Here is a 6702-nt window from a genome sequence, read left to right on the forward strand (position 1 = left end):
GGGAGAAGGTCAACACCGCTCCGGGAGACTTTGGCGCCGTATTAATTTTCGGTGTTCTCACACATCACCGTGCCCTCCCGGTTCGGCCGGAGGGCCGGCCTCCTACAGGGAAACCCAGAGGCCCCAATACCCAGTGCCCCGTTCATGCTGATCGAAGGGGTCTTGATCTTTCCCCGTATGGCTCGCCGAGCACGGGGGCGTTGCGGGGAGAAAGCCCGTCAGGGGCGCCGCACGGATGCGGCGCGTCGATCGTCAGGCCAGGGATGGCCTGTCGATCGACCCCCCGCAACGCCCCCGCGCGCAGGGCACCCCGAAGGGGCGAGACATCCGGGTGTCGTTTCTTTGGTTCCTTTCTTTGGACAAGCAAAGAAAGGAACTCGAGCCCCGCGCAGCGGGGTTCGAAACGCTTTTGACTTTAGCTTTAGCTTTAGCCTTTGCCTTCGACTTTGACCTTATACCGCCAAAGCCCCCCCGATACCCGCCCTGCAACCACCCGTGCTAATCTCACCCCAACATCCCAGATCCCTACACCCATGCCCCTCACCGACCGACAACGAAAGCAACTTCGTACCCTCGCCCATCCCCGCAAACCCGTCGTCATCGTGGGCCAGAAGGGCCTCACGGAGAACGTCATCGAGGAGATCCGCCTGGCGCTGGAGCATCACGAACTGGTGAAGATCAAGGTGAACGTGGCAGATCGTGATGCCCGCAATGAAGCGGTGCAGCAGATCTGCGAACAGACCGGCGCCGACCTGGTCCAGCGCATCGGCTTCATCGCAACACTGTTCCGGCGCAATCCGGAGAAACCGGGAATTCAGCTCTAGAGGCAGTAAAGCTCTAGAGGCAAGATACAAGTTGACAGATACAAGAAGTGGAGTCGGGGCCTCGTTAATCCCCGGGGCTATTAGTGCCACCGATCCCGTCTTGTATCTTGCATCTTGTCTCTTGTATCTGCTCCCTCATATATACCGTACCTTTACGATCTCGTAGTCCTTATCGCCGCCGGGTGCGTTGACCGTCACCACGTCGCCTTCCTCCTTGCCGATCAGCGCGCGGGCGATGGGCGAGTTGATGGAGATCATGCCCTGCTTGATGTCCGCCTCGTCGTCACCGACGATCTGGTAGGTCACCTCCGCCCCGGAGCCCTCGTCGGTCAGGTCGACGGTGGCGCCAAACACCACCTTGCCACCAGCGTTGAGGTTCGCCACGTCGATAATCTGGGCGTTGGAGAGCTTGCTCTCGATCTCCTTGATGCGGCCCTCGATGAAGCCCTGCTCCTCGCGGGCCGCGTGATACTCGGCGTTTTCCTTCAGGTCGCCATGCTCGCGCGCCTCGGCGATGGCGGCGATCACGCGCGGGCGTTCCTCGGTCTTGAGCCGCTGGAGTTCGGCCTTGAGCTTGCTCGCACCACTTACCGTCAGCGGGGTCTTGCTCATCGCAGACTCTCCTTGTGCATGTCCTGCAGGCGGTATACCTGCTCGTGGTCCAGGTATTCCAGGGCCGCCACCGTGGCCAGCGCACCGGCCAGGGTTGTGGTGTAGCTGACTTTGTGCTGCAGCGCCTCGCGGCGGATGGTGAACGAATCCGCGATGGCCTGGCGGCCCTCGGTGGTGTTGATGATCAGGCTGATCTCGTCGTTCTTGATCATGTCGACGATGTGCGGGCGGCCCTCGGTGACCTTGTTGACCACCTCGCACTCGATCCCGGCTTCGGTCAGCACCTGCCGGGTGCCGCGGGTGGCGATCACCTGGAAGCCCTGCTTCACCAGCTCGCGGCCCACCTCTGCCACACCGTCCTTGTCCGCATCGCGCACGCTGACGAACGCCTTGCCGCGCACGGGCAGGTTCACGCCCGCGCCCAGCTGGCTCTTGGCAAAGGCCTCGGCAAAGCTGCGGCCCATCCCCATCACCTCGCCGGTGGACTTCATCTCGGGGCCCAGGATGGTGTCGACACCCGGGAACTTGATGAACGGGAAAACGGCCTCTTTGACCGAGTAGTAGTCCGGAATCACCTCGCCGCCGATGCTCTGCTCCTTGAGCGTGCGGCCGGCCATGCAGCGCGCGGCAATCTTGGCCAGCGGCAGGCCAATGGCCTTGGACACGAACGGTACGGTGCGCGACGCGCGCGGATTGACCTCCAGCACGTAGATCTTTTCGCCCTGCACGGCGAACTGCGTGTTCATCAGGCCCACCACGTTGAGGCCGTGGGCCATCTTGCGCACCTGCTCACGCAGCTCATCCTGGATCTTTCCGTCCAGCGAGTACGGCGGCAGCGAACAGGCGGAATCACCCGAATGCACGCCGGCCTGCTCAATGTGCTGCATGACGCCACCGATGAGCACGTCCTTGCCGTCGCAGATGGCATCCACGTCCACCTCCACGGCATCGTCCAGGAAACGGTCCAGCAGCACGGGGGCATCGTTGGACACCTGCACCGCGTCGCGCATGTAGCGGCGCAGATCCTCCTCGTTGTACACGATCTCCATGGCGCGTCCGCCCAGCACGTACGAGGGACGCACCACGACCGGGTAGCCGATCTCCTCGGCCTTGCCGATGGCGTCCTCGACGCTGCGCGCAGTGCGGTTGGGCGGCTGCACCAGCTCCAGCTTGTCGATCAGTTGCTGGAAGCGCTCGCGGTCCTCGGCCAGATCGATGGAATCCGGCGAGGTGCCGATAATAGGGACGCCGGCCGCCTCCAGATCGCGCGCCAGCTTGAGCGGGGTCTGCCCGCCATACTGAACGATCACGCCCTTGGGCTGCTCGACCCTGACGATCTCCAGCACATCCTCCAGCGTCAGCGGCTCGAAATAGAGCCGGTCCGAGGTGTCGTAGTCGGTGGAGACCGTCTCGGGATTGCAGTTGACCATGATGCTCTCGTAACCATCCTCGCGCATGGCGAGCGCGGCGTGCACGCAGCAGTAGTCGAACTCGATACCCTGTCCGATGCGGTTCGGACCGCCGCCGAGCACCATGATCTTTTCGCGGTTCGAAGGCTTCGCCTCGCATTCCTCGTCGTAGCTGGAGTACTGGTACGCGGTGCCGGAGGCGAACTCCGCCGCGCAGGTGTCCACGCGCTTGTACACCGGGTGGATGTCCAGGCCATGGCGATACTGGCGCACGGTCTTCTCGGTCTCCTCGAGCAGCCTGGCAAGGCGGCGATCCGAAAACCCCTTGCGCTTGAGTGCGAGCAGCTCGTCGCGATCCAGGTCCTTGACACCCTTGCCCCTGAGCCCCTGCTCCAGGACGATCAGTTCGTTGATCTGGGCCAGAAACCAGCGGTCGATGCGGGTCAGCTCGTGGACCTGTTCGATGCTGAAACCCAGCCGGAAGGCATCCGCCACGTAGAAGATGCGGTCGGGTCCGTTGGCCACGAGCTCGCGGCGCACGATGGCCTCGCCGTCCTCCTCGCCATGCTCCAGCTTCTCGTTGAGCCCGTCGTTGCCCGTCTCCAGGCCACGCAGGGCCTTCTGGAAGGACTCCTGGAAGTTGCGCCCGATGGCCATCACCTCGCCCACCGACTTCATCTGCGTGGTGAGCTTGGCCTCCGCCTGGGGGAACTTTTCGAAGGTGAAGCGCGGGATCTTGGTGACCACGTAGTCGATGGACGGCTCGAACGAAGCCGGTGTCACGCCGCCGGTGATCTCGTTGCGCAGTTCGTCCAGCGTGTACCCGACGGCCAGCTTGGCCGCCACCTTGGCGATGGGAAAACCCGTGGCCTTGGAGGCCAGCGCCGAGGAGCGGGACACGCGGGGGTTCATCTCGATGACCACCAGGCGTCCGTTGTCCGGGTTCACGGCGAACTGCACGTTGGACCCGCCCGTATCCACGCCGATCTTGCGCAGCACCGCGATGGAGGCGTTGCGCATGATCTGGTATTCCTTGTCCGTGAGCGTCTGGGCCGGGGCCACGGTAATGGAATCACCGGTGTGGATGCCCATGGGGTCCAGGTTCTCGATGGAGCACACGATGATGCAGTTGTCCGCCTTGTCGCGCACAACCTCCATCTCGAACTCCTTCCAGCCGAGCACCGATTCCTCCACCTGCACCTCGTTGGTGGGTGAAAGGTCGAGCCCGCGCTTGACGATCTCCTCGTATTCGTCACGGTTGTAGGCAATGCCGCCGCCGCTGCCGCCCATGGTGAACGAGGGGCGGATGATTACCGGGAAGCCGATCTTCGGCTGCACCTCCTGTGCCTCCTCCCAGGTATGCACCATGTAGGCGATGGGTGACTCCAGCCCGATATCGGACATGGCCTCACGGAAGCGCTCGCGATCCTCCGCCATGTCGATGGCGTCCTCGCTGGCGCCGATCAGCTCCACGCCGTGCTCCTTCAGCACACCGTGCTTCGCCAGATCCAGCGCGCAGTTGAGCGCCGTCTGGCCGCCCATGGTGGGCAAGATGGCATCCGGCTTTTCGCGCTCGATGATGCGCGCCACCGTCTTCCACTCCACCGGCTCGATGTAGATGGCGTCCGCCATCTCGGGGTCGGTCATGATGGTCGCCGGGTTGGAGTTCACCAGGATGACCCGGTAACCCTCCTCGCCCAGCGCCTTGCAGGCCTGTGCGCCCGAGTAGTCGAACTCGCAGGCCTGGCCGATGACGATGGGCCCGGCGCCGATGATCAGGATGCTCTTGATGTCTGTGCGTTTTGGCATTTGGCTTTAGCTCAGCCACAGAGGGCACAGAGGTCACAGAGCTGAAAAACACTCCGTTCCGACTCTGTGACCTCTGTGACCTCTGTGGCTTAACGGTCTTGCATCAGTTCAATAAACCGGTCGAACAGGGGCGCCACGTCGTGGGGGCCGGGACTGGCTTCCGGGTGGCCCTGGAAGCTGAAGGCCGGGCGGTCGGTGCGCGCGATGCCCTGCAGGGTGCCGTCGAACAGCGAACGATGGGTGGCCTTGAGCGTATCCGGCAGGGTCTCCTCGTCCACCGCGAAGCCGTGGTTCTGGCTGGAGATCATGACGCGCCCGGATTCCAGATCCTGCACCGGATGATTGGCGCCGTGGTGGCCGAATTTCATCTTCATCGAGCGCGCGCCACTGGCCAGACCCAGCAGCTGGTGGCCCAGGCAGATGCCGTAGGTGGGCACACCCGCGGCCACGATGTCACGAATCGCGGATATGGCGTAATCACAGGGTTCCGGGTCGCCCGGGCCGTTGGACAGGAACACCCCGTCCGGCCCCATGTCCAGCACCTCCTCGGCAGGCGTCTGGGCAGGCACCACGGTCACCCGGCACCCACGATCCACCAGCATGCGCAGGATGTTGCGCTTGACGCCGTAGTCATAGGCCACCACACGGAAGGGCGTTTCCTTCGGGGCGGGCGCGTGGCCGCTGTCGAGGTTCCAGGTCCCCTCGGTCCAGTCGTACTGAACCGTGGTGGTCACCTCCTTTGCGAGGTCCATGCCCTTGAGCCCGGGGAAGGCCCGTGCCGCCCCCAGAGCGGACTTTTCGTCCACCTCGCCCGCCATGAGGCAACCGTTCTGCGCCCCCTTCTCGCGCAAAATGCGCGTAAGGCGCCGGGTGTCGATCTCCGCGATGGCCACCACGCCGTGACGATTGAGATAGTCCGGCAGCGATTCCCGGCTGCGCCAGCTGCTCACCAGCGGCGGCAGGTCGCGAATCACCAGCCCGGCTGCGTGCACCGCCCCGGACTCCTCGTCCTCGGGATTGACGCCGGTGTTGCCGATGTGGGGGTAGGTCAGGGTGACGATCTGCCGGGCATAGGAGGGGTCCGTGAGGATCTCCTGGTAGCCGGTCATGGCGGTGTTGAACACCACTTCGCCCACGGTCTGACCCGGGGCACCGATGGACACACCTCTGAACAGACTGCCATCTTCCAGTGCCAGCAGGGCGGGAGTGGAAATCAAGGGAAACCTCCGGCGTACGCAGGACCTGCGGGACGATCTCGTTGGACTGCCATCCCGCCGGGGATCAGGTGCTTTGGGGGAAATAATGCGTTGAATTTTACGCGGTTTGGGGGTGTTTTGTCCAATGACGACCCCGATGCGACGGGCTTCGCGCCGCGCACTGACGGCGCCGCCACTCAGCGCAGCCCCAGCACATCCTGCATGTCGTAGAGCCCCGCGGGACGACCCGACAGCCAGCCCGCCGCACGCACCGCACCGCGGGCAAAGGTCATGCGGCTTGACGCCTTGTGGGTGATCTCCACCCGCTCACCGGCACCCGCAAACATGACCGTGTGCTCCCCGACGATATCCCCCGCGCGGATGGTCTCAAAGCCGATGGTCTTTGGGTCCCGCTCCCCGGTATGGCCCTCCCGGCCGTAGATGGCACAGGCCGCAAGATCCCGCCCCAGGGCCTCGGCCACCACCTCGCCCATGCGCAGCGCCGTGCCCGAGGGCGCATCCACCTTGTGGCGGTGGTGGGCCTCGATCACCTCGATATCCACGTCGTCGCCCAGCACCCGTGCGGCCAGATCCAGGAGCTTCAGGCACAGGTTCACGCCCACACTCATGTTGGGGGCGAACACCAGCGGAATCTCCTTCGCGGCATCACGAATCACCTGCTTCTGCTCCTCGGAGAAGCCGGTAGTGCCGATGACCATGGCGCGCCCCGCCTTGCGGCAGATCTCCAGGTGCGCGAGCGTGCCCTCCGGGCGCGTGAAGTCGATGAGCACGTCGAAGGCATCCGTGAGCGCCGCCGGATCATCGGTCACCGCCACCCCATGGCGCCCCACC

At 64.2% G+C, this 6702-nt stretch carries 5 protein-coding genes; 1 reads left to right on the top strand and 4 read right to left on the bottom strand.

The window, feature by feature from the left end; translation table 11 throughout:
• Positions 1 to 533: 533 nt before the first annotated feature.
• Positions 534 to 824, top strand: a complete 291-nt coding sequence (gene yhbY, locus B1C78_RS11625; RefSeq protein WP_077279340.1) for a ribosome assembly RNA-binding protein YhbY — start codon at positions 534 to 536, stop codon at positions 822 to 824.
• Between the two features lie 135 nt (positions 825 to 959).
• Here yhbY and greA read toward each other — a convergent pair whose 3' ends face one another.
• From greA to dapB, 4 genes are all read right to left on the bottom strand, one after another.
• Positions 960 to 1436, bottom strand: a complete 477-nt coding sequence (greA, locus tag B1C78_RS11630; protein WP_077279341.1) for a transcription elongation factor GreA — start codon at positions 1434 to 1436, stop codon at positions 960 to 962.
• Positions 1433 to 4654 (bottom strand): carbamoyl-phosphate synthase large subunit, encoded by a 3222-nt coding sequence (gene carB / locus B1C78_RS11635; protein ID WP_077279342.1) that lies wholly within the window; start codon positions 4652 to 4654, stop codon positions 1433 to 1435. Before carB ends, greA begins: the two co-directional genes overlap by 4 nt.
• Before the next feature lie 89 nt (positions 4655 to 4743).
• On the bottom strand, positions 4744 to 5868 hold the full coding sequence (gene carA, locus B1C78_RS11640) for a glutamine-hydrolyzing carbamoyl-phosphate synthase small subunit (protein WP_077279344.1): 1125 nt from the start codon (positions 5866 to 5868) through the stop codon (positions 4744 to 4746).
• A 179-nt stretch (positions 5869 to 6047) separates the two neighbouring features.
• Positions 6048 to 6702 (bottom strand): 4-hydroxy-tetrahydrodipicolinate reductase (dapB, locus tag B1C78_RS11645; RefSeq protein ID WP_139349912.1); only part of this gene is annotated, 655 nt, incomplete at its 5' end.

It is taken from the genome of Thioalkalivibrio denitrificans, assembly GCF_002000365.1.
GTDB lineage: Bacteria > Pseudomonadota > Gammaproteobacteria > Ectothiorhodospirales > Ectothiorhodospiraceae > Thioalkalivibrio_A > Thioalkalivibrio_A denitrificans.